The sequence below is a fragment of the Paraburkholderia ultramafica genome (assembly GCF_902859915.1).
In the GTDB taxonomy this organism is placed as follows: Bacteria; Pseudomonadota; Gammaproteobacteria; order Burkholderiales; family Burkholderiaceae; genus Paraburkholderia; species Paraburkholderia ultramafica.
The window spans coordinates 1-23,050 of record NZ_CADIKK010000058.1 but is presented as its reverse complement, the minus strand read 5'-3'; the positions used below and the strand labels follow the sequence as shown (position 1 = coordinate 23,050).

20 protein-coding genes and 2 pseudogenes are annotated in these 23,050 nt (G+C 62.5%); 20 read left to right on the top strand and 2 right to left on the bottom strand.

The window, feature by feature from the left end; all coding sequences use genetic code 11:
- Together HV744_RS34050 and HV744_RS34045 are read left to right on the top strand one after the other, a co-directional pair.
- Positions 1-313, top strand: a pseudogene (locus HV744_RS34050) (MFS transporter); the annotation flags it as partial.
- 102 nt (positions 314-415) lie between these two features.
- The gene (locus HV744_RS34045; RefSeq protein ID WP_175153683.1) at positions 416-1,492 is read left to right on the top strand and encodes an AI-2E family transporter; all 1,077 of its coding nucleotides are present in this window, start codon (positions 416-418) and stop codon (positions 1,490-1,492) included.
- 61 nt (positions 1,493-1,553) lie between these two features.
- Here HV744_RS34045 and HV744_RS34040 read toward each other — a convergent pair whose 3' ends face one another.
- On the bottom strand, positions 1,554-2,174 hold the full coding sequence (locus HV744_RS34040; RefSeq protein WP_175153679.1) for a TetR/AcrR family transcriptional regulator: 621 nt from the start codon (positions 2,172-2,174) through the stop codon (positions 1,554-1,556).
- Between the two features lie 203 nt (positions 2,175-2,377).
- Here HV744_RS34040 and HV744_RS34035 point away from each other — a divergent pair, with 203 nt between their 5' ends.
- The 6 genes from HV744_RS34035 (at position 2,378) to HV744_RS34010 (ending at position 9,537) form a co-directional block, all read left to right on the top strand.
- Complete coding sequence (locus HV744_RS34035; RefSeq protein WP_175153678.1) at positions 2,378-3,334, top strand: LysR family transcriptional regulator; 957 nt, start codon at positions 2,378-2,380, stop codon at positions 3,332-3,334.
- 89 nt (positions 3,335-3,423) lie between these two features.
- Positions 3,424-3,972 (top strand): paraquat-inducible protein A, encoded by a 549-nt coding sequence (locus HV744_RS34030; RefSeq protein ID WP_246279340.1) that lies wholly within the window; start codon positions 3,424-3,426, stop codon positions 3,970-3,972.
- A complete protein-coding gene (locus HV744_RS34025) occupies positions 3,969-4,673 on the top strand; it encodes a paraquat-inducible protein A (protein WP_343056495.1) in 705 nt (234 codons plus the stop codon). The genes HV744_RS34030 and HV744_RS34025 overlap by 4 nt, the downstream gene beginning before the upstream one ends.
- Complete coding sequence (locus HV744_RS34020) at positions 4,670-6,331, top strand: PqiB family protein (protein ID WP_175153676.1); 1,662 nt, start codon at positions 4,670-4,672, stop codon at positions 6,329-6,331. Before HV744_RS34025 ends, HV744_RS34020 begins: the two co-directional genes overlap by 4 nt.
- Complete coding sequence (locus HV744_RS34015) at positions 6,328-6,954, top strand: PqiC family protein (RefSeq protein WP_175153675.1); 627 nt, start codon at positions 6,328-6,330, stop codon at positions 6,952-6,954. Before HV744_RS34020 ends, HV744_RS34015 begins: the two co-directional genes overlap by 4 nt.
- 48 nt (positions 6,955-7,002) lie before the next feature.
- Entirely contained in the window at positions 7,003-9,537 is a 2,535-nt protein-coding gene (locus tag HV744_RS34010) for a DUF3772 domain-containing protein (RefSeq protein WP_246279339.1), read from the top strand.
- Between the two features lie 161 nt (positions 9,538-9,698).
- On the opposite strand, the gene HV744_RS34005 is transcribed toward HV744_RS34010, so the two are convergent.
- Entirely contained in the window at positions 9,699-11,090 is a 1,392-nt protein-coding gene (locus tag HV744_RS34005; RefSeq protein ID WP_175153674.1) for an aminotransferase-like domain-containing protein, read from the bottom strand.
- A gap of 382 nt (positions 11,091-11,472) precedes the next feature.
- Here HV744_RS34005 and HV744_RS34000 point away from each other — a divergent pair, with 382 nt between their 5' ends.
- The 12 genes and pseudogenes from HV744_RS34000 (at position 11,473) to HV744_RS33945 (ending at position 22,612) form a co-directional block, all read left to right on the top strand.
- Positions 11,473-11,955, top strand: a complete 483-nt coding sequence (locus tag HV744_RS34000; protein WP_175153673.1) for an MSMEG_0572/Sll0783 family nitrogen starvation response protein — start codon at positions 11,473-11,475, stop codon at positions 11,953-11,955.
- Between the two features lie 19 nt (positions 11,956-11,974).
- On the top strand, positions 11,975-12,997 hold the full coding sequence (locus HV744_RS33995; protein ID WP_175153672.1) for a Nit6803 family nitrilase: 1,023 nt from the start codon (positions 11,975-11,977) through the stop codon (positions 12,995-12,997).
- Complete coding sequence (locus HV744_RS33990) at positions 12,966-14,099, top strand: MSMEG_0568 family radical SAM protein (protein WP_175153671.1); 1,134 nt, start codon at positions 12,966-12,968, stop codon at positions 14,097-14,099. The genes HV744_RS33995 and HV744_RS33990 overlap by 32 nt, the downstream gene beginning before the upstream one ends.
- 2 nt (positions 14,100-14,101) lie before the next feature.
- A complete protein-coding gene (locus HV744_RS33985; protein WP_175153670.1) occupies positions 14,102-14,665 on the top strand; it encodes an MSMEG_0567/Sll0786 family nitrogen starvation N-acetyltransferase in 564 nt (187 codons plus the stop codon).
- Positions 14,662-15,648 (top strand): sll0787 family AIR synthase-like protein, encoded by a 987-nt coding sequence (locus tag HV744_RS33980; protein ID WP_175153669.1) that lies wholly within the window; start codon positions 14,662-14,664, stop codon positions 15,646-15,648. Before HV744_RS33985 ends, HV744_RS33980 begins: the two co-directional genes overlap by 4 nt.
- On the top strand, positions 15,645-16,841 hold the full coding sequence (locus HV744_RS33975) for an MSMEG_0565 family glycosyltransferase (RefSeq protein ID WP_175153668.1): 1,197 nt from the start codon (positions 15,645-15,647) through the stop codon (positions 16,839-16,841). Before HV744_RS33980 ends, HV744_RS33975 begins: the two co-directional genes overlap by 4 nt.
- Before the next feature lie 10 nt (positions 16,842-16,851).
- Positions 16,852-17,136: an MSMEG_0570 family nitrogen starvation response protein gene (locus HV744_RS33970; protein WP_175153667.1), complete on the top strand. Its 285-nt coding sequence runs from the start codon at positions 16,852-16,854 to the stop codon at positions 17,134-17,136.
- Positions 17,137-17,204: 68 nt separating this feature from the next.
- The gene (locus HV744_RS33965; RefSeq protein WP_175153666.1) at positions 17,205-18,506 is read left to right on the top strand and encodes an MSMEG_0569 family flavin-dependent oxidoreductase; all 1,302 of its coding nucleotides are present in this window, start codon (positions 17,205-17,207) and stop codon (positions 18,504-18,506) included.
- A 2-nt stretch (positions 18,507-18,508) separates the two neighbouring features.
- Positions 18,509-19,324 carry a Pnap_2097 family protein gene (locus HV744_RS33960; RefSeq protein ID WP_175153681.1) on the top strand — a complete coding sequence of 272 codons (816 nt, stop codon included), beginning with the start codon at positions 18,509-18,511 and terminating at the stop codon, positions 19,322-19,324.
- The gene (gene scpA, locus HV744_RS33955) at positions 19,321-21,432 is read left to right on the top strand and encodes a methylmalonyl-CoA mutase (protein ID WP_175153665.1); all 2,112 of its coding nucleotides are present in this window, start codon (positions 19,321-19,323) and stop codon (positions 21,430-21,432) included. Before HV744_RS33960 ends, scpA begins: the two co-directional genes overlap by 4 nt.
- A 403-nt stretch (positions 21,433-21,835) precedes the next feature.
- Positions 21,836-22,250, top strand: a pseudogene (locus HV744_RS33950) (IS256 family transposase); the annotation flags it as partial.
- A 116-nt stretch (positions 22,251-22,366) separates the two neighbouring features.
- Positions 22,367-22,612 (top strand): hypothetical protein, encoded by a 246-nt coding sequence (locus HV744_RS33945; RefSeq protein ID WP_217469189.1) that lies wholly within the window; start codon positions 22,367-22,369, stop codon positions 22,610-22,612.
- Positions 22,613-23,050: the final 438 nt, after the last annotated feature.

Below are 23,050 nucleotides of genomic sequence, written 5' to 3'. Positions count from 1 at the left end.
CTGCCGGACCTTCAGCGGCGCGATTGCCACCTCGGTCGTCAACACGTTGTGGGAGGACAAGACCAAATTCAACCGCGCGGAGTTGTCGGGCCTGGTCGATCAGGCCGGCCACTTCATGTCCTCGCTGACCGGCTCCGGCTGGAGCGCGGATCAGGCGCAGGCGCAGATCAGCAACATGGTCGAGTCGCAGGCGGTGATGCTCGCCACCAACCAGCTTTTCTTTAACATCGCATGCTGCTTCATCATCGGAGCACTGGCGATCTGGCTTGCACCCAAACCGACGCGTGTCGCGGATACGTCACAGGCGCATTGACCGCCAGGGGGCGCGCCCCCCGCCATTTCCGGCGTTAATTGGCGACTACCGAGGGCCGCTTCGATAGTCGCCGTTTTCGCCTGTCGCTTGCAGATCACCTGAATACGACTCTCGACCATGACCCTGACTCCCTATCAGCGACAGACCGTCGTCTGGAGCGCCATCGCGGCTGGCCTCGGTATCCTTCTATGGGTTTTGCGACCGGTGCTGACGCCATTCCTGCTCGGTGCGCTCATCGCGTACATGTTGCAACCGGGCGTCGAGTGGCTGGTGCGCCGGCGTGTGCCACGCGCAGTTGCCGTCTTGCTCATGATGCTTCTCTTCGCGCTGCTCCTGACGCTGCTGCCGCTACTCGTGTTTGCCGTGATGCACAAGGAAGGGCCAGAACTCGCGAAGAACGTTCCCCTCTTCATCGCGAACCTGAACGCGTGGCTGCAACCCAGGCTGGCACTGCTGGGTGTCAGCTACTCGCTGGATCTGGCCGAGGTCCGCCACCTGCTGACGGGACGCACGATCGGCGACGGCCAGACCGTCATACTCGCCGTGTTGCGCTACGTGCGTACAGGCAGCAACGTTGTGCTTCCCATAGTAAGCAACGTCATACTGGTGCCGCTCGTCCTTTTCTATCAGCTTTACGACAGGCACCAGATCTTCGCGCGGCTGGAAAGCTTTGTGCCGCGGCGCTGGGTCGGCAAGGTCCGGGTACTCGTGACCGAGATGGACCGGATGCTGTCGCAATACTTGCGCGGCCAGTTGCTGGTGATGGGCGCACTGGCCCTGTTCTACCCGATAGCATTGAGTTTGGCCGGCCTTGACATCGCGTTGCCCATCGGACTGTTCACCGGCTTCGCGGTGTTCATCCCCTACGTGGGTTTCGCCGTGGGGCTCATCCTCGCCGTTCTTGCCGCGCTTCTGCAGTTTGGCGGCTGGTATGGTCTGGCTGCCGTCGCAGCCGTGTACGGAGTGGGGCAGGTTCTCGAAAGCTGTTTTCTTGTTCCCAAACTGGTGGGTGATCGCATCGGGCTGCACCCGCTCGCGGTGATCTTTGCGCTGCTTGCTTTCGGCCAGCTGTTCGGCTTTTTTGGCGTGCTGCTCGCGCTGCCCGTCAGTGCGATCCTGGCAGCGGTGCTGGGCGACCTGCGGCGCCGCTATGTGGCCAGTGCACTCTATCAGGATTGACGGCCAGGATTGCACCGGAACGCCGATCTGCCGCCCGCGTTGCGCGGGTGGCTTCCAATCATCAATGTCTCGTTTCTGCGAGGTCCGTGGGCCCGTAGGCGGCCAGGAACACGTCGACCGCTCTCTGAATGACCTTCGCGATGTTGCGGGAACTGGTATCGGCTGGAACGCCAAACAGGCAGAGCTCCATCAACTCCGCTTCATACAGCGTGCGCAGATGCGCGGCCGCGATGGCGGCGTTACAGCTGCGCAGCTGCCCGGCGTCAATTAATTGCTGCAGGCAGACAGCCACCATCTGCCAGCCGAGCTTCGGCCCGCGCTCGTAAAACAGGGCGCCGACGGTCGATCGGCCGCCTTCATGATGCGCCAGACGGCGCACTGCCAGTATCTGCGGTTTGAGCACCGCAACCAGATAGTGCTTGCCGAAGCTGGCCAGTGCATCGCGAACCGGTACAGAGGTCTTGAGCAGCTCGAACGCCGCGATGACCTGTTGCGCGGCGGCGGTCATGAACTCGGCGAACATCTCTTCCTTCGACTGGAAATAGCTGTACAGCGTGGCTTTTGATCCGCCAGCCCGTGCCGCTATCTCAGACATCGACGCCTGCTCGAATCCCACCTCACTGAATACTTCGAACGCGGCGTCAACGATCGCCTGCCGCTTTTCTTCCGTTTTTACCCTCATTCCCGGGCTCTCCTTCGGTCTGTGAAACCGATCGACGACACCGCTGGCCGCGGCGACGCATCTGACCAGTGTTTCCAATCAACACTGACAATCGTATCATAACAAAACCGTACGGTTTATTTACGTTGACGGCAACAGTGTGTTTTCACTATACTGAACAGTACGGTTATCAGTCTCTAACTTATCCGGGATTGCGAGCACTTATGGACCACCTCGAAACGCTGCGGACCTTTTGCACGGTCGTCGAAATGCAGAGCTTCACGCACGCCGCGCATACGTTGGGCGTGTCAAAGGCAGTTGTCTCGCGCGCGATAGCGGGGCTCGAAACGAGGCTCGGCGTGCGTCTTTTTCGACGCTCCACCCGACATCTCTCACTCACCGAAGCCGGGGATGAGTTTTACGCCGGCTGCTCCCGAGTGGTTGCGGAATTGGACGAACTCGAAGCCGGTACCGGGCAGCGTGCCCGGGAGCCTGCGGGGGTACTGCGGCTCGTCGCCCATACCACAGCGGCCCTATTAGAGTTGCCATCGTTGATCGCCGGGTTCCGTGCCCGGTATCCAGGCGTGCAGCTCGAAGTGACGCTGGCCGAACGGCCAGTCGATCTGATTAAGGAAGCCTTTGATCTCGGCATCGTGCTGCCATTCATGCTGACGAGCGAGCTTACGATCACCCGTGCGTTGTGCCGCCTGCCCCTCGCCGTGGTGGGTTCGCCCAGCTATATCCGGGGACGCAAACTGCCGCAAAGGCCCGAGGATCTCGCAGCATTCCGCTTCGTCACCATACTCGCGTCGATTAGCGAGCCGCAACTGCACTTTCGGCGCGGTTGCGAAGACGTTGCTGTGCCACTGGAACACGAAGTGTCGACCAACAACGCGGTCCTGAACAAGGAACTGGTGATAAGCGGTGGTGGTCTCGGCGCATTGCCGCTGACGATGATCGCCAAAGAGCTGGACGATGGCAGGCTGGTACAGCTGCTGCCCGAGTTCGAGATCGTGAGCGGGGATGCCGAAATCAGGCTCGCCTATCGGGAAAGGAGTCTGATGACGGGGAAGGTCAGGGCGTTCATCGACTACGCGACGTCGTACTTTGATGCGCGCGCGGCTCAGGTCGGACACGCGCAGCGGCGACGCACGGCGGCGGTCGCGGATAACTTCCAGTGAGAAACCTTCCTGACCAGCCGATGCCCATGCAAACCTTCCCTACTCTCGTCGTCTGCGAGCATTGTGACAGCGTGTACCGCCGCCGCGCGTTGGCCACGCGCGAGGTGGCGCGCTGCGGGCAATGTTCGGCAGTCCTGTATCGCGCGAGTCAGCTCGATGTCGATCGGTGGCTGGCGCTAACCGTCGCCGCAGCCATCGTCTTCGTGATCGCCAACGTCTGCCCGGTGATCCGGATCTCGCTGCAGGGCCTGCACAGCGAGACGACGCTCTGGCAGTCCGCGGCAGCGCTGGCGCAGGGGGCGGTTGCACCGATTGCGGTCGCCACTGCAATGATGATCGTCGTGGTGCCGCTTCTCCAGATCGCGCTGCTCGGCTGGGTGCTGGCATTTGCCCGCGCGGCACGCCGGGCGCCGGGTTTCGCGTGGAGCATGAGACTGCTTGCGATGCTGCGCCCGTGGAGCATCGTCGAGGTCGGCGTACTTGGCATCCTCGTAGCCGTCATCAAACTTTCCAGCTTCGTGCAAGTGGCAGCCGGTCCCGGCATCTGGGCTACGGCAACGCTAATGCTGCTGATCACAATGATCGCCAGCCGCGACCTGCACTTGCTGTGGGAATGGACCGACGCGGAAGCAACATGAACGACGGCCCCCAACATCACGTTCGGCCCCGCCAGGGAGAGGCCGCCTCCCCTGGAGGCGGCCCGGCGGGAGACGGCATGAAGCCACCTCCTCGCGCGGGACAACTCGGCCTGATTGCCTGCCTTGGATGCGGACTGGTTTGCGCACATGTGCCGCGCGTGAGCGGATGCGCCCAATGCCCACGCTGCGAACGAGCCCTGCACCGGCGGCTCCCGGACAGCATCGCACGCGCGTGGGCGTTCCTGATCGCTGCCGTGATTTGCTACATCCCTGCCAACGTGTTGCCGGTCATGCACACAAGCCTTCTGGGACGCGGCAGCGACAGCACGATCCTGCACGGCATCGTCGAGTTCTGGAAAGCAGGCTCCTGGGGCATTGCGTTCGTGATCTTCGCCGCGAGCGTGGCGGTGCCGTGCACCAAGTTCCTGGTTCTGGGCCTGCTGCTCGCGACGACCCGGCGGCGCAGTCGCTGGGCGATGCGTGAGCGTGCCCGCCTCTATCGGCTCGTCGAGTTGGTCGGCTACTGGTCAATGCTCGATGTGATGGTCGTGGCGTTCGTCTGCGCGTTAGTCCGCTTTCATGCGCTGTCCGACAGCGAACCGTGCATTGGCATTCTTTTCTTCGGCCTTGTGGTGATTTTCACCATGCTCTGCGCCATCAATTTCGACCCCCGACTCATATGGGACGCTGAGGAAGCATGAATCACCGATCAAACGAACCGCTAGCTGAACCCCGAGATCCTGTCGTCACCCGTAGCCGCTGGAGGCTTTCGCTGGTCTGGCTTGTTCCACTCATCGCCGCCCTTATCGGACTGTCGATGGTCATCCACGCATGGCTCACGGCTGGCCCGGAAATCACTATCTCGTTCAAGACTGCTGCGGGACTCGAGGCGGGCAAGACGCCTGTCAAATACAAGGACGTCACGGTCGGAACCGTATCTACGGTCGCGCTCAGCGACGACGGCTCACACGTGATCGCCTCTGTTTCGCTTTCCAGGAGCGCGCGGAGCCTGGCGCGCACGGACAGCCACTTCTGGGTCGTCAGGCCTCGCTTGGGCATGACCGGTGTCTCGGGTATGGACACGCTGCTGTCCGGCGCCTATATCGGCGTGGACACCGGCGCTTCGGAGGACGCACGCACAGCGTTCACGGGGTTGGAGACGCCCCCTGCTGTCATCAGTGGCACGCCTGGAACGAGTTTCACGGTTTGTGCGGACGACCTCGGTTCGCTGGACATCGGCTCACCCGTCTATTATCGGCGCATTCAGGTCGGCCGCGTCGCGTCATATGGGCTCGACGCCGATGGCCACGGCGTCAGCGTACAGATCTTCGTCGATGCACCGTATGACCGTTTCGTCACGGCGGATACCCGCTTCTGGAATGCGAGCGGCGTCGACCTCTCGCTGGGCGCCGACGGTTTCAAGCTCAAGACGCAATCCGTGGCCACGATCGTTGGGGGCGGAATTGCGTTCGCCACGCCCGTCGGTAGCGCGGCCGCCGGCCCAGGCGCTAGCCGGTTCATTCTGGCGAAAGATGAAGCGACTGCGATGGCACCGCCAGACGGTCCGGCCCAGTACATCGAATTGCGCTTCGCCCAGTCGCTGCGCGGCCTGTCTATGGGTGCTCCCGTGGTGTTTTCGGGAATCAACTTCGGGCGCGTGGTTTCCATGAAACTGGATTACGACCCGGCCACGCAGCGCTTTCCCATGATCGTCGGCATCGAGGTCTATCCGCAGCGGCTTGGACCCGTGCTCGACAAGCTGCCCAAAATAAATGGCGATATCGAAAAGGTAGCGCATTTCCTGTCCACCATGGTCGCGCACGGTCTGCGCGGACAGGCGCGCTCCGGCAATCTGCTGACCGGACAGCTCTATATTTCGCTCGAGTTCGTACCGAACGCCCCGAAAGTCTCATACGACGTCGATGCGCGACCGCTTACGCTACCGACCGCGAGCGGCGGCTTCGACCAGTTGCAGGAGCAGATAGCAAGCATCGTCGGCAAGATCGACAAGATGCCGCTCGACTCGATCGCACGCCATCTCGACGCGGGTCTGGCGGACCTGGACAGCACCCTGAAGCAGATCAACGGCCAGGTGCTGCCGGCGACCACGCAAACCCTGCAGCAGGCTCGCGAGACCTTCGGCGCCGCGCAGGGCATGCTGGCCGAAGACGGGCCGCTCCAGGAAAACCTCGGCCAGACGCTGCAGGAAGTGCAGCGCACTGCCCGCTCGCTTCGCACGCTCACAGATCTGGTCGGCCGCCATCCGGAAGCGCTGCTGCGCGGCCATTCAGCGGATCAGTCAACCGTGAGCCCGGTAACCGCGGCCAGCCCCTCTGCTTCACAGGAGTCAAAACAATGAGTTTTCCAGCCCGCGCCAGCCTGCGCGCAATCACGCTCACCGTTGCGCTGGCCCTGAGCGCCTGCGCATCGGCACCGGTCCACTACTACACACTGGTATCACCGGCAGCACAGCCCGCGTCGGCCCAGCCAGCCGCGCCGTTCGCCATCGACGTGCTGCCAGTGGGCGTTCCCGCCCAGATCGACCAGCAGGCGATGGTCGTACGGCAGGGCGACAGCGGCGTTGCGGTGCTCGACGACGAGCGTTGGCTCGCACCGCTGGGCGATGAACTGCGCGCCGCGCTATCCGCCCAATTGGTGCGCCGCCTGGGTACCCAGGACGTGGCCGGTCTCACCCGGCCCGTCAATCAGTCGGTGCTGGGCATCAGGCTGCAGATCCGGCGCCTCGACGCCTGGCCGGGGCACGCGGTGCAGCTCGAGGCTGACTGGAGCCTCGGTTTCGCGCAAGACCCGAACGGTGTCCGCCTGACCTGCCATACGCGGCTGCAGGAGGCGGCGTCGGGTGGATACGCGGACCTCGTGCGCGCGCAGCAACTCGCCATTGCAAGCCTGGCCGGACGCATCGCGGACGATGCGCGAGGCTGGGCGCAGTCGCGCCAGCATGGCTGCACGCCACAGGCCTGAGTCATCACACCCCATACGCAATTACGCGCCCTTGCCGGGTCCACCATCATGCGCAAAGTACCGGACTTCGTCTTTCGTCTCGCCCTGGTGGCATTAGTCAGCTTGATTCCCCCGACAGTGTGGGCAGCCACTCCGTCGGAATTCATCGCGATTGCGCCTCTGGCATCGCCTGGCGATGACACTGAGACCCCGGCAATTCTGCGGGAACTGCAGACTCAACAGGACCAGATCAAGCAGCGGGCATCGACGGCGACCAGCGACGCGCAATTCGTCGAGCTGCAGACAGCAATCCAGCAGCTTTCAGCCCAGGTGGACAACCTCCTCGCCATGTCATTGCAGCCCGGGCGCGCGAAATTACAGGCCCAGCTTGACGTGCTCGGTCCTGCGCCGGCTCCGGGCACCAGTGTCGAAACACCGGCGGTCGCGGAGCAGCGCCTCGCTATTGCGGCACAGCGGGCGCGGCTCGACGCCGAATTCCGGCAGGCGGAAAACATCAGGGAGAACCTGCCAAAACTGACTACCCAGATTGGCCGGCTGCAGCATGACCATTTGAAGAACCAGCTCGCCTTTCGCTCCGGCAGCATTCTGGGCCCTACGTTCTGGGCACCGCTGTTACAGACCGAACCGACAGACCTTGACCGGCTGAAGGTATTCAGTTCGCTGATTACCGGTCAACTGCAGTCGGCGTGGCAACCGGGCGAGCGACTCACGATTGTACTGATGCTGCTGCTCGCGCTCGGAGCAGGGACAGTAGGCGCCCGTCTGCTCGAACGGGCGCTGCAATGGTTCTGCCTGCAACGCCTTCCCGAAGGCCATTTGCGACGCAGCGCGATCGCGCTGTCGACCACGCTCACCAGCGTGGCCTCCGCTGCATGCGCAGTCCGGCTCATCTATCTTGCCCTGACTCATCGGCAGCCACTAAACGCCAACCTGCGGGACTTCGCCAGCGAACTGATGACGCTCGCCCTCACGTGCGCAATGATCGCGGGACTGGGCCAGGCGCTACTGTGCAGTGACCGGCCGTCCTGGCGCCTGACGGCCATGGCCGATCCGGTGGCGCGCGCCATCCAGCCATTCCCCTGGATACTTGCCGCCCTCCTCATGCTCTCCGGCACGGTGGAGCAGTTCAACAGAATAGTCGACACCAGTCTGCACATGACCCTGCTCGGACGCGGGGTAGTCTCGCTGGTGGTTGCACTGACCATCGGTGCCGCGCTGCTGCGCGCAAACAGCGTGCGTAGTGCGCTGGCCGCCGCAGAACAACCGCCGGAGGCCCGTTCTGCCGTCGCCGGGTTGATCCACACCGGCGTCACCGTTGCCGTGGTCGGCTCGCTGCTTTCGCTACTGACCGGCTACATTTCCGTTGCTCGATTTCTGACCTACGAACTCGTCTGGTTCCAACTGGTCCTGTGCAGCTTCTACCTGCTAAGCAGGCTTACCCAGGACATCTGCGAAAGCCTTTTTTCGGCGCGCCACGCCAGCGGACAAACCATCAAGCAGCTATTCGGTCTCGACGACATCCACCTCGAACAGGCGTCGACGGTCATGTCCGCGCTGGGTCGCAGCCTGCTGCTGGCGATCGCGGTCGTCGCGTTGCTGACCGGCGGCTTCGGCACCACGCCCGCCGACCTGGCTAGCAGCATCCTCGAGATCGTCGGCGGCAACCGGCTGCGTAGGCTGCACATCGTTCCCGAGCACATTGTCAACGCGGTTCTCACGCTGGGTGTTGGCCTGTACCTGCTTCGGTCCGTGCGCAAATGGCTGGATCAGGAGTTACTGCCCAAAACCGGTATGAGCGCCGGCATGAGGGCCACGCTGCTCGCGCTGTTCGCCAACACCGGCTGGGTGCTGCTCGCGCTGCTGACGCTGTCGATCCTGGGTGTGCGGTGGACCAGCCTCGCATGGATCGTCAGCGCGCTGTCGGTTGGCATCGGCTTCGGGCTTCAGGAAATCGTCAAGAATTTCATCTCCGGGCTCATCCTGCTGACCGAGCGCCCGGTCAAGGTCGGCGATATGGTCAGTATTGCGGGCGTCGAGGGCGACATCCGCCGCATCAACGTTCGCGCGACCGAAATTCAGCTCGCGGACCGGTCCACGGTCATCGTTCCGAATTCCCACCTGATCTCGCAGAACGTGCGCAACGTGACGATGGGAAACCGGACGCAGGGTGTCGCGACCCTCACGCTCACCTTCCCGCTGAACATCGATCCCGAACAGGTGCGCGATCTTCTGCTCGCAGCCTACCAGGCGCACCCGTCGATAATGGATCATCCGGCACCGTCCGTCATGTTCAGTCAGCTCGCCGCCGACGGGATCACATTGAGTGTCACCGGCTATGTTCGCAGCCCAAGAATAGCAGGCGATACGAAGAGCGATCTGCTGTTCGACATTCTCAAGCGGTTGCGTGCAGCGGCCATTACGTTGGCGACCCCGCAGACTGTGATGGTTCGAGATCTCCGGGAAGGTGACACCGGTACCTGTGCCCTCTCGCCCGAGCGGAAACTCGCTGTCAAGCAGATGAAGCGAATGCGTGCACATAAATGCAAACCTGTGCCGCTACCGGCGGCCGACGTCACACCGTAGATGACTCTTGTGCTCTGACAACGGACCTTCGCGCTCACGATTTCCCGTGTGGAACTTCGCGGTGCGCAGTGCCGGATGTCTCTTCCATCCATGCCGGAGTGACGTCACGCTGGTCACCTCATACCCCACGCGAACAATTGCGCAGCAGACGGACAAGCCCGTCACATCATCGGAATGTGCAGATGATGAGGGTCGTTCAACGTTTCCGCGACGCGTTGCAGAGCGTCGCGGCAATCGTCCCTGTCCTGCGGACCGCCAAGGCAGATACGGATGGCATTGGGCGGATCGCCGTCCGTCGAGAACGCTGCGCCCGCTACAGTTCCCACGCCTTGATTGCGCAATTGCAGTGCAAGCTCTGGCGCGCTCCAGTCGCAATGCGACGGAATTGGGAGCCACAAATGAAATCCATCGTTTTGCGCATCGTAATGCCAGTCCGCGAGTTCCCTGGCCGCGATGACTTGGCGCGCGTTTGACTCTTTGCGAATCGCGTCGAGCATTTCATGCGCGGTGCCGTCGTTGACCCATTGCGTTGCAAGCATGACTGTGAAAGGACTCGGCATCACAGTGGTTGCGCGTAGCGCACCTGCAATGCGTTGCGCTTGCCGTGCACTCGGAGCGCGAAGGTACGCGACCCGCAACCCCGCGCCGAGGGTCTTCGAAAAACCAGTCACATACCAGGTCAGCTCGGGTGCAAGCGTGGCCAGTGCCACAGGGTTGTCCGCGGGCAGGCAGCCATAGGCATCGTCTTCGATGATCGGCACGCTGTAGCGCAATGCGACATCAGTAAGCGCTTCGCGGCGTTGTGTGGAAAGCGTGAGCGTGCTGGGGTTCTGTAACGTTGGGTTGCAATAGAACGCGCCGGGTTTTTCGCTCTTGCAGAGTGCTTCAAAAGCATGCGGTAGCGGTCCATCCTCGTCGCGCGGCAACGGCTGCAAACGCACGCCGAGTTGCGATGCAATGGCCTTGATGCCCGGATACGCGAGCGTATCGAGGCAAATCGTTTCGCCCGGTCTTGCGAGTTGTGACAGGAGCGCAACGAGCGCGCTATGAATGCCGGGACACACTAGCACAGTATCTTTTTCGCAGTCGGGCAGTCTTTGCTTCAGCCACCCACGTCCTGCTGCGCGGTCATCCGCCGTGCCGCCGAAATCCTGATAGCGCAGCAGGCGATACGGATCGGCGCGCGCAAACAGACTCGCTGACGAATCGCGCAGACGCGCCGCGAGTTCAGGCGGCTCGGGCGGCATGTTCATGGACATCTCGACACTGGTGCCGCCTGCCAATGGCAATGTCTGCGTCCGGCCGCGCACGAACGTGCCGCTGCCCGCACGCGCATCGAGCAGGCCGCGCTTGCGCGCTTCGGCGTACGCACGCGCGACGGTCGTGTAGTTCAGTTGCAGCGCGCCCGCGAGATCGCGCAGGCCTGGCAAACGGTCGCGCGGACGCAAACGTCCGCTCGCGAGGTCTTCCTCGATTAAATCCGGAATCACCAGATAGGCGGGCTTGCGGCTTTCGGTTAATCGTTTGAGCCAGTGATGCGTTAGGCTATCCATGCTGAGCTTTCCTGAAGGGTTCGACAAAAAATAGCACACACGTCCCGATAAAAATAAATCAATTTCCGATCAATCGGAAAGCTGATCGCATTGATTGGACGAATGCACGGTTCCGGTGTGTGGCGCACCAAAATCACGCACGGAATGCGCTTCGGCTGTGCTCTGACGGTGCGCGTCCGGTCGTCGTCGCCGGGCGCAAAGTCGCGTCGAACATGGCTCGCAAAGTTTTTTTCGGGTCGCTCGAACGGTCGCAGTTTGATTGATTGGAAATTGATCGCATGTTTCGGACCGGATATTGGCATATCCGTTGCGTTATTGATTTCGCCAGCCGGAAATTTCCCGGCGGTTATTGGATCAATTACGTGACTAATTGGAGAGCGATATGCCTGCCGTCAATAAACCTTTGCATCAGAAAGGCGATTTTCTGGTCGATTACGAAGAGAAAGTGTTCCCCGACGTCAAGGCCGAACCCGGCGAGAAAGCACTGGTGACGTTTCATACGGTCGCATTCGAAGGCTCGATCGGCTTCGTTAACCTGCTGCAGGCAACGCGTCTGCAACGCAAGGGCTTTGATACATCCGTCCTGCTGTACGGACCGGGTGTCACGCTCGGCTTGCAACGCGGCTTTCCGACGCTCGGCGATGAAGCCTTCCCCGGGCATCTGAACTTCAACAAGCAACTGATGAAGTTCATGGAAGAAGGCGGCAAGGTTTACGCGTGCCGCTTTGCGTTGCAGGCGCTGTACGGTCAAGGCGAAGCGTCGCTGATCGAAGGCATCCGTGCGATCAATCCGCTTGACGTGCTCGATATTCAGCTGCTTCACCGCAAGGAAGACGCGCTGATCATCCACACGTGGACCCTTTAAGCGAAGGCCGGTGACGATCATGTCCGACCAGCGAATCATTCGTGCGGCTGCGGTGCAGATCGCACCCGATTTCGGGCGTCCCGGCGGCACGCTCGACAGGGTGTGCGCCGCGATCGACGAGGCCGCGGCCCAAGCCGTGCAGCTGATCGTCTTCCCCGAGACGTTCTTGCCGTACTACCCGTACTTTTCGTTCGTGCGTCCGCCCGTCGCGTCGGGTGCCGATCATATGAAGCTGTATGAGCAGGCTGTCGTCGTGCCCGGTCCCGTCACGCAGGCGGTCGCCGAACGTGCGCGCCGCCACGCGATGGTGGTCGTGCTCGGCGTGAACGAGCGCGACTACGGCAGCCTGTACAACACGCAGCTCGTGTTCGATGTCGACGGACGCCTCGTGCTGAAGCGCCGCAAGATCACGCCGACTTTTCACGAGCGGATGATCTGGGGGCAGGGCGACGCGGCAGGTCTCAAGATTGCGCAGACGGCGATTGCGCGCGTCGGTGCGCTCGCCTGCTGGGAGCACTACAACCCGCTCGCGCGCTATGCGCTGATGACGCAGCACGAAGAGATCCATTGCAGCCAGTTCCCAGGTTCGCTCGTCGGGCCGATCTTTGCCGAGCAGATCGAAGTCACGATCCGTCATCACGCACTCGAATCGGGTTGCTTCGTTGTCAACTCAACGGGCTGGCTCAGCGAAGCGCAGATCGAATCGGTGACCACCGATCCAAAGCTGCAAAAGGCGCTGCGCGGCGGCTGCCTGACGGCCATCGTATCGCCCGAGGGCCAGCATCTCGCCGAACCGCTGCGCGAAGGCGAAGGCATGGTCGTCGCTGATCTCGACATGTCGCTGATCACCAAGCGCAAACGCATGATGGACTCGGTCGGCCACTATGCGCGTCCCGAACTGCTGAGTCTTGCCATCAACGATCGCCCGGCAACGCCCGTCGCGCCGATGTCGACGGCATTCGAGCGCGCGGGCGCCGAGGTGGCGTTCGAAACCACGAGTGGAGGTCCGGATGAATGCCAGCATGAACCTTTCGCCAGTTGACGCGCGCACGGAGCGGCAGATGATGGAACTGCGCACCGAGCTGCAATCGGCAGGGCTGCGCCTCGTTGATCCGAACGCGGGCGCCGCGAGCCGACGCGGCGGCGCGGGACCGTCAGACCATAAGGCCGTGACCGTCGATGGCGTGACGATCATGGTGCCTGTGCACACCAGTTCCGCGTGGAATTCGCCGTTCGTCGCCGGCGTGCCGGATGAATCGGGCGCGAGCGCGCTCATGCACGGAAGTATTCCGATTGCGAACATCAGTTTTCCGAAGGCGCCGCGTTTCACGCAATTGCAGACGCTAGACGGTGTGCCGTATTCGCACATCGCCACGTTGCATGGCACGGATGTACTTGCAACGACTGTTCTGCAAACATGCATCCGTTACGAGAGCCGCAAGAAGTCCTGCAAGTTCTGCGCGATCGGCCAGTCGCTCGCGGCGGGGCGCACCATTGCGCGCAAGACACCGGAACAGCTCGCGGAAGTCGCGCGCGCTGCCGTGCTGCTCGACGGCGTCAGGCATATGGTGCTGACGACGGGCACCCCGCCCACCAGCGATCGCGGCGCGCAGATCTTGTGCGACAGCGCGTTCGCGATCAAGGCCGCTGTCGATCTGCCGATTCAGGCGCAATGCGAACCACCCGACGACGACCGCTGGTTCGAGCGCATGAAGGCAAGCGGTATCGATACAGTCGGCATGCATCTCGAAGTCGTGACACCCGAAGTGCGCGCGAGTGTGATGCCGGGTAAGGCAAGCGTGCCCGTCTCGCGCTACATGGAAGCGTTCAGGGCAGCGGTCGCGGTGTTCGGCAGGGGGCAAGTCAGCACATACATTCTCGCCGGTCTGGGCGATACGGCAGAGGCGATCCTGTCGATCTCACGGGAGCTGATCGACATCGGCGTCTACCCGTTCGTCGTGCCCTTCGTGCCGATCAGCGGCACGCCTCTCGAAGATCATCCGGCACCCACGCCTGAGTTCATGAAGTCGATACTTGTGCCGCTCGGAGCCATGCTGCGCGATGCGCAGATGCGCTCCGCCGACATCAAGGCGGGTTGCGGAAAATGCGGCGCGTGTTCGTCGCTGGCGTCATACGAGGGCTAGCCATGTTCTGCGAGACTTTCGATGAACTCGACGTTTTGCCACTCACGTTCACGCCCGCCGAATACCGCGTGAAGTGGGCGACGCTACCGTGGGAAAGCAAGGAAGCGTATGCGTTGCGGCGCGCGGTGTTCTGCGTCGAACAGGGCCTCTTTGTCGGCGACGACCGCGACGAGATCGACGCGCACGCGAAGTTGCTGGTCGCCCTGGGCTGCATGGCGGGCGTGCCCGAACAGGTGGTCGGCACCGTGCGGATCCATGAGACGCAGCCGCGCAGGTGGCTCGGTTCGCGCCTTGCGGTGCATGCTGCGTTCCGCACGCACGGCAAGCTCGGCTCGACGCTGATCCGGCTCGCGGTCAGCAGCGCCCATGCGCTCGGGTGCGACACCTTCCTCGCGCATGTGCAGAGCCAGAACGTGCCGCTGTTCCGACGGCTGCACTGGCAAATAGTCGCGGAAGAAACGCTGTTCGGCCGGGCCCATCATCTGATGGAGGCGGACCTTGCACATTACCCGCCTTGCTTCACCCCGGAGAGCGGTTTCGTGGCTTCATCGCGAGGGCGGTCATGAGCCTGCACGCTCTCGTCGAACGCATACGTGACAGCCGTGGCTTTCGTCACAAGACCGATATTGCGGGCGTGGTCGCGTCGCTGGCGTCGCGTCTGCCGCATGGCACGCGCGATCTCGGCCAGGTCGTCGCAGTGGGCGACGACTGCGCAGCGATTGCCGACGGCGACGGTTTTCTGCTCTTCGCGATCGAAGGGCTGGTCAGCGATTTCGTCGCAGCGATGCCCTGGTTCGCGGGCTATAGCAGCGTGATGGTCAACGTCAGCGACATCTATGCGATGGGCGGACGACCGCTCGCGGTTGTCGATGCATTGTGGAGCGATGGGCTCGATGGGGCAGAACAGATTCTCGCGGGCATTGCGGCCGCGTCGAATGCTTATGGCGTGCCTGTCGTCGGCGGACACAGCAATGTGCGTAGCGCGCAGCCGCAACTCGCAGTATCGATTGTCGGCCGCGCGCGTGCGTTGCTATCGAGTTTCAACGCGCGGCCCGGCGACAGCCTCGTTATGGCCGTCGATCTACGCGGCCGTTTCGAGGACCCGTATCCGTTCTGGAACGCATCGGTGGACGCGCCTTCACAGCGTTTGCGCGACGATCTCGAGCTGCTGCCGGCGCTCGCGGAAAGCGGTCTTTGCGATGCGGCAAAAGACATCAGCATGGCGGGCGTGCTGGGCACGTCGCTGATGCTGCTCGAATGCTCGGGCGTCGGCGCGCGTATCGATCTCGACGCGATTCCTCGTCCCGAAGCCGTCGATTTCGAACGCTGGCTCAACGCATTCCCGAGCTTCGGCTTCGTGCTTTCTGTGCGGGACGAACATGTCGATGACGTGCTTGCGCGAGTCAAACGACGTGGCCTCGCGTGCGCAACGATAGGAACGCTGGATGCGTCGCGAGAAGTCGTGGTCACGCAACGGACCGACGCCGCGCTGCTTTGGAATTTCCACGACAGTCCTTTTATCGGCTCGTCGATGGGAGAGCGAGCATGAACGGCATGCCATTGCGCATTGCGCTTTTCACGCATTCCGTCAATCCGCGTGGTGGCGTCGTTCACACGCTCGAACTCGGGCGCGCGCTGTATGAAGCCGGACAGGACGTGACGATCTTCGCGCCATCTGTCGGTGGCGCGCCGATGTTTCGCGAGTCGCCGTGCCGTATCGTACTCGCGCCCGTCGCCGCTCATGGCGACGATACGGTGACGATGGTTCACACGCGCATCGAGGCGATGAAATCGGCCCTGCTCGCCAACGGCGCAGCGAGCTTCGACATCCTTCACGCACAAGACAGCATCAGCGGCAATGCGCTCGCGGAGCTTCGCGAAGCAGGCGTGATTCGCGGCTTCGTACGCACGGTTCATCATCTCGACGGGTTCGGCGATGCACATCTGATCGAGTGGCAACGCCGCGCCTACGCGGACGCCGACGCGGTGTTCTGCGTGAGCGAAACGTGGACGCGCAAGATGCGCAACGAATTCGGCACTGCGGCATCGACGGTCAACAACGGCGTCGATATCGGGCGCTTCCGCGCATCGCGTGAAGCGGGCGATGTGAGCCTGTGCGCGCGCCTCGGGCTAGGCGGAAAACCGGTTGTGCTAGCCGTGGGCGGCATTGAAGAACGCAAGAATACCTTGCAACTACTCGAAGCGTTTGCGCTGCTCAAGCAAACGCATGGCGCCGCGCAACTCGTCCTTGCGGGCGGCGCCAGCCTGCTCGACCACGACGCCTATACGCGCCGGTTCATGGCCCGTGCTGCGAAACTGGGTCTTCCCATCGGCCACGGCAAGCCGATCGTCGTCACGGGTGCGCTCGACGACGAAGCGATTCCCGCGTTGATGCGGCGCGCCGATGCCGTTTCGATGGTTTCGCTGCGAGAGGGCTTCGGGCTCGTCGTGCTCGAAGCCCTCGCCGCGGGCACGCCCGTGGTCGTGTCGCGGATCGAGCCATTCACCGGGTATCTGGACGAACGCGTCTGCTGCTGGGCACAGCCGCACGACGCGCACAGCATCGCCGGCGCGCTGCGCCGTGCGCTTGACGAACGCGGCGGCATCGACTTCGACAGCGCGGTGCCCGCATTGCTCGCGCAGTTCAGCTGGCGCGAAAGCGCTCGCCGCCATCTCGACCTGTACCGGCGTGAGATGCAGCCGAGGCAGCCGAGCCGCTTGCCGCATGAATCTCTCATCTAAAGGAACTGTCATGCCTGTCATGCACTTCAAGGTCCAGTGGCCGGACGGCACCGAGGCCAACTGCTATTCGCCGTCGACGGTGGTCGGTGAATTCTTTGTCGCCGGGCAGCGCTATGCGCTCAGCGATTTCGTAAAAAGGGCTCGTGAAGCGCTGCATATCGGCTCCGAGCGCGTGCGCGAGAAATACGGCTTCGCGTGCTCCGCAGCGCTCGACCAGCTTGCCCAGATCGAAGAAGCGGCGCTGCGTTTCGCGGTGGACCCGCAGGCCGAAGTCAAGGTCGTCGAACTTTTGTGAACCCCGATGCGACGCATTGACGAAGACGATCAGTGCGCCGAACGTCACATCGAAAGCAGGAACGAATCATGTCGCACGTAAACAGCATTGCACCGGCAGGACCGGGCGAAACCCCGCACCATACGGTTATCGTCGTGGGCGGCGGGCAGGCGGGACTGTCGATCAGCTACTACCTGAAACAGGCGCATATCGATCATCTCGTCATCGAGAAGCACACGGTCGCACATACGTGGCGTTCGCAACGCTGGGACGCGTTCTGCCTCGTGACGCCGAACTGGCAATGTGCGTTGCCGGATTACCCGTATCGCGGCGACGATCCGCATGGGTTCATGAAGAAGGATGAAATCATCGCGTATCTGGATGGCTTCATCGCGATGGTCGATGCGCCCGTGCTGGAGCATACGGAAGTCAGGAAGGTCAAGCGGCTGCCGGCAGGTGGTTATTCAGTCTCGACGTCGAACGGCGAATACACCGCCGATCATGTCGTAGTTGCGTCGGGCGGCTATCACACGCCTATCGTGCCACGCATGGCCGAACGTCTGCCGGCCGATATCGTGCAATTGCAGTCGTCGCATTACCGCAACCCGCAGGCGCTGCCGGAAGGCGCGGTGCTGGTAGTCGGCTCAGGGCAATCCGGCTCGCAGATCGCCGAGGACCTGCATCTCGCGGGCCGCAAGGTGTATCTGGCCGTCGGCGAAGCGCCGCGCTGCGCGCGCTTCTATCGAGGCCGTGACGTGGTGGACTGGCTTGCCGACATGCGCTACTACGACATGCCCGTCGAACAACATCCGCTGCGCGAAGGCGTGCGGGACAACACCAACCATTACGCGACAGGCCGCGACGGCGGCCGCGACATCGATCTGAGGCGATTCGCGCTCGAAGGCATGGAACTGTACGGCAGGCTCGACGACCTGCGCGACGGTTGCCTGCGGTTCGCGCCGAACCTGATCGCGAACCTGGACAGGGCCGACGATACGTACAACCGCATTAACGCGAGCATCGACGCGTTCATCGACAAGCATGATATCGATGCGCCGCCCGGCGCGCCGTACTTACCCGTGTGGCGGCCGGAGGGCGAACGTACTTCGCTCGATCTTGCAGCGAGCGGAATCACGTCGATCATCTGGTGCATCGGCTTCACGCCGGACTTCAGCTGGGTCGACGCGCCCGTCTTCAATGGCCGCGGCCATCCCGTGCACGAGCGCGGCATCACGCTGCAAGACGGTCTGTATTTCATCGGACTGCCCTGGTTGCATACGTGGGGATCCGGCCGCTTCTCGGGTATCGCACGCGATGCAGCGCATGTCGTCGCCGCGCTCCGCTCGGCCGTTGATGCGTCGGCTGCAACGTCGGCAAGCCTCGCCGCGTGAACATGATCCATCGCTATCGCGCGGGCATGCCGCAACTGAGCTATACAGGGCTGTCGGAAAACTGGCTGCTCAAGGAGTGCGGGCACCGGCATTGGGAGGCGCTGGCAGCCCACGCGGGTTGCGAGAATCCCGATTTCCTCGACAGTAATGGGAACCGCTCGTACGCCGCCTTCACGGCAATCCGGTTGCAGACGTTCGGCCTCGATGCGGTCACTGAAAACGACGCGTTCGAGATTCGAAGCACGTTGTGCAGAACGGGAGCCGTGCGCCATTTCAGCACGCACCGGATCGTACGCGGCGACACGCAGATCGCAGAGCTATCGATGTCGTCGGCCTTTGTCACGCGCAGCGAGGGGCACGACAACCGTTCCGTCGCGCGGGCAGCCCTTGCGGCACTCCCTGGCGAGGTCAGTCCGATGCCCGATCAGGTCGTGGAGATGACGCAACTGGGCAAGCGGCTTCGGTCCGGCGAGCGTGGCGCAATGCCGGACCTCGCGCCGTCCACGAGCGAGCCAATCGAGTTTCTGCCATGCCCGAACACCGATTTCAACGGCGCTGACCTCCTGTATTTCGCCAGCTTCCAGGCGTTTGTCGATCGCGCCGAATGGCAGCGGCATAGGTTCGCCGAACCGCCCGTCATCGCGAGCCGGTCGTTGTTCTACTACGGCAATGTCGATGTGGGCGACATGTTGAGCGTACGTGTGATCGGTGAGTCTGAAGACGAGCGAGGCATCTGGCACTGGACCGAAGTGCGGAGACAGAGCGACGGCATGAAAATCGCTGACGTGACGACGGAAAAGCGCTGGAGGCGCCGATGAGCACGCGCCACCTTCGCCGTCGCGCCGTGCCGCTCAAGCGCGTCTATACGCAGGCGGATATCGAGAACATCGCGCACCTCGACAGCATGCCAGGCGAGGCGCCGTTCGTACGTGGACCGTTCGCTTCGATGTACACCGACAAGCCGTGGACAATACGACAGTACGCTGGCTATGCGCAGGCCTCCGATTCGAATCTCGCGTTTCGCACTGCACTGGCCGAAGGGGCACAAGGCCTGTCGGTCGCATTCGATCTGCCGACGCAGCGCGGCTACGATTCCGACGACCCGCGCGTGAGCGCGGATGTCGGCATAACAGGTGTGGCAATCGACACTGTCGAGGATATGGCGCGCCTGTTCGAAGGCATACCCCTCGAGCGGGTTTCCGTGTCGATGACAATGAACGGCGCGGTCCTGCCGGTGCTCGGCGCCTTCGTTGTCGCGGCCCAGGAAAGCGGTGTGCCGCCATCGCAACTGAGGGGCACGATCCAGAACGATATCCTCAAAGAGTTCATGGTGCGCAACACCTGTATCTTCGCACCCGAACCTTCGTTGCGAATTGCCGCCGATGTCGTCGATTACCTTGCCAAAGCGGTGCCGCGCTTCAATGCGTTGTCGGTGTCCGGCTATCACTTTCAGGAGGCGGGCGCCGACCCCGTACTTGAACTTGCGCTGACGATGGCCAATGCGCGCACCTATGTTCAAACGCTCGTGCGCCGAGGCATGCGTGCGGACGAGGTATGCGAGCGCATGAGTTTCTTTTTCGGAGTCGGCATGGATTTCTACGTCGAGACTGCGAAGCTGCGAGCCGCGCGGCTCCTGTGGTCGGAGATGGCCTTGCAAAGCGGCGCGAGCTCGGATAAGGCGCGCGCGCTGCGCATGCACTGTCAGACCTCGGGCTGGTCGCTGACCGCGCGAAAGCCGATGAACAACGTCGTGCGTACGACGGTCGAGGCGCTCGCCGCGATCTTCGGTGGCACGCAGTCGCTGCACACGAACGCGTACGACGAGGCCCTGACGCTGCCTTCCACGCAATCGGCGCGTGTTGCACGCGACACGCAACTGGTGCTTCAGAACGAGACAGGCGTGTGTGATGTCGTCGATCCGTGGGCCGGTTCGTACATGATGGAAGCATTAACGGCAGATATCGCAAGACGTGCACAAGCGTTGCTCGATGAGATCGGCGCGCAGGGTGGCGTCGTCGAGGCGATACGTTCGGGCTGGATTAGCGAGCGCATTCACGAATCGGCGCTTGGCGTTCAGGCGGAAATCGATAGCGGGCAGCGCGCGGTCGTGGGCATCAACTGTTTCGTGGCGGATGACGAAGACGAGTGCATCACATCTCAAGCCCCGGACGCGGCGCAGATTCGCAGGCAACAGGCACACCGTATCGCGCAGGTGAAATCCACACGCGACGCGGAGCGGGTGCGGAACGCGCTCGCCGAACTCGAATGCGCGGCACGCGAGGGCACAGGAAATCTGTTGGCATTGACAATCGAATGCATGCGGGCGCGCGCCACGGTCGGTGAATGCACGCGGGCACTTGAAGGCGCATGGCCGCGGCACGCCATGGATCTGTCGTCAACGGCGGGCCTCTACGGTGAAGCGCTGTCGCACGACGCCGAATGGCTGAAAGCGTGCGAAGCCGTCGCACATGCCGCTGCGAGCTTGGGGCGCGCGCCGCGCGTTCTGCTTGTCAAACTGGGGCAGGACGGGCATGACCGCGGCGCCCGCGTCGTTGCCGCCGCGTTGACGGACGCCGGCTTCGACGTAGTGATGGGTCCCATGTTCGCATCGCCGGCCGAAGCAGGCATGAAGGCCGTGGAACATGACGTCGATGTGATCGGTATTTCGTCTTTGGCTGGCGCACATATGGAACTGACGTCGATGCTGCTTGCGGAACTGCGTAAGCTTGGAGCAAATATTCCGGTCGTGATCGGTGGAAACGTCGATCAGGCGAGTCTGACAGCTTCGAATTCGCTTGGTTTGACAGGGTGCTTTCCCACAGGCGCGAGCATTCGGACCATCGTCTCGCAACTGGCGGCCATCGCCGTCACCTGTGACGTACGACGGTCCGTGGGTGAGTTCACTGCGTGTGAAGCAGCCAATTGAAGTGTCTCGCTCCGTTGCGCTTTTTCGTTGCAATGAAAAGCCACGCCGCGTAACCGCGTCGCGGTTCAGTGAGAACTGTACGACAAGGGCGGTGAGGCGGCGCTACAGGAATTTCCCCGGCAACGTGCTTGGTCAGATTCGCATCGCCAACGAAGTGCTTAAACGCTGGATACCTGAAAGCTGGCAGCAAATTCCGAGTCGCGGCGTCCACGCCTCGGCATCTCCGATGACGCGCTTGGAAACTCCTTCGAGACCCCGTTGTTCGCGCAAAGCTGCCTGAAGCTGATTACATAAAGTCGGTGCTCACCATCTGGCGACGGGACAGGCCGGGTTACTGGAAGAAGAATGAAGAGCACACCCAACGGGAGCTGATTGAGTGCAAGGACCTCTTCGACCACGTGGAGAGCAAACGCTGGATATTCCGCGCGACCGGCAGGCGACGGTTGAGCCGCAACTGGTCGGCAAGTATCAACGCCGGCTACGGGGTTTCGACGATCACGTCATCAGCATATACGCACGCGGCATGAGCGTACGCGGGATCCGGGGCCACTTGCTGGAGCTCTACGGGCTGCAGGTTTCGCCCGATCTGCTTTCCACCATCACCGATGAAGTGCTGGCCGAAGTCGAGCAATGGCAACAGCGGCCGCTCCAGGCGATGTATCCGATTGTCTATTTCGACGCCCTGCGATTGAAGATTGGCGACGAGGGTACGGTCAGGAACAAGGCCGTGTACCTCGCGCTGGGCATTCGCGCCGACGGCCCCAAGGACGTCCTGGGCCTAGATCGAGCAGACCGAGGGTGCAAAATTCTGGCTGAAGGGCGCCTACCTTCATCTTCGGCATGCATGGGCGCTATGTTTTGGCTGCTACGTCGGCAAGATCCGGCGGGAGGCAGCCGCCCATCCATGGCCCCCCGTTCGGATCATTCCAAGAGGATGATGAATGGCGCCACCCTCATCATTCGCCGCCCCATCGTCCTTTCCGGCGCCGAAATCGGCGCGGTAGTCGGCATGCTCGGCGGCCCCTTCGGCGCGATTGCGGGTGCCGTGATCGCTGGCCTCGCCGGTGCCGCCGCTGGCTGCGCAACGGGCACAGCACTTGGCGAAACCTTCGACCAGAAGGTTCTCGACAACTGGCATTGCCGCGATTGCGGGCACATCTTCACCATCTTGGCGAACTGACGGATCGAGAATTCCGACGACTGCCCTGCATCGGTCACGTTTCGGTCCGGTACGATGTGTCGCGTTGAGCTGGCAACGACAGGTTGTTCTAAGGCAGCCCTTCAGCCGGCCTAATGGCCATCAAGCTCGATAGTTTGCCGGCGAGGCATCCGAGACTACGGGCATCGGCTTCACGCGTTAGCGGCCACTCGTCCAGGGCGGGATGCAATGGCCTCGGACTACCTACCATGGCCGAGTACTTGCCGCTAGACGAAGGCGCCGATGACCGTTGCACCCAGGAAGCAGCCGATTAGGTAGCGCCTGGTCCACCGTCCGTTGAGGGTCGGAGAACGAAACCGCTCGCGCGGTAGGGGGCTCCGGCTAAGCCCGGTGGTTTATGAGGGGGCGGCTGCGCGGTTCCGTATGTTGGCGAATGAGGCAATCCGCCTCGTTCTCCAG